Annotated in this window: 1 protein-coding gene; it reads left to right on the top strand. The window is 72.0% G+C overall.

Going from position 1 to position 543, the window contains the following annotated elements:
- A partial coding sequence (locus RF638_RS16185) for a metal ABC transporter ATP-binding protein (RefSeq protein WP_368842482.1) occupies nt 1-543 on the top strand: 543 nt, incomplete at both ends.

A 543-nucleotide genomic window follows, 5' to 3' on the forward strand; every position in this document is an offset into this window, starting at 1 on the left:
CGTCAACGGGACCCGTCCGCGGGCCGCCGCCGCCCGCGTGGGGTACGTGCCCCAACAGCGCGGCTTCCCGGCGCGCACGCCGCTGCGGGCCCGGGACCTCGTGGCGCAGGGCGTGGACGGGCACCGCTGGGGGATCCGACTGCATCCACGCCGCGTGCACCGCACCGTGGACGAGTTGCTCGAACGCGTGGGTGCCACCGACTACGCGGACGCCCCCGTGGGCGTGCTGTCCGGGGGTGAGCAACAGCGCCTGCGCGTGGCCCAGGCGCTCGCCGCGGACCCCACGCTCGTGCTGTGCGACGAGGCCCTGCTGTCCCTGGACCTGCATCACCAGCACGTGGTGAGCGAACTCGTGCACGAACAACGTGAACGCAGCGGGTGCGCCGTGGTCTTCGTGACCCATGACGTGAACCCGCTCATCGAGCACGTGGACCGGATCCTCTACCTGGCCAACGGCTCGTTCCGGATCGGCACGCCGGAGCAGGTGCTGCGTTCGGACGTGCTCTCCGAGCTGTACGGGACCCGCGTCGAGGTGCTGCACAG

Origin of the sequence: Kocuria sp. CPCC 205235, from assembly GCF_040980905.1 — a bacterium.
GTDB lineage: Bacteria > Actinomycetota > Actinomycetes > Actinomycetales > Micrococcaceae > Kocuria > Kocuria carniphila.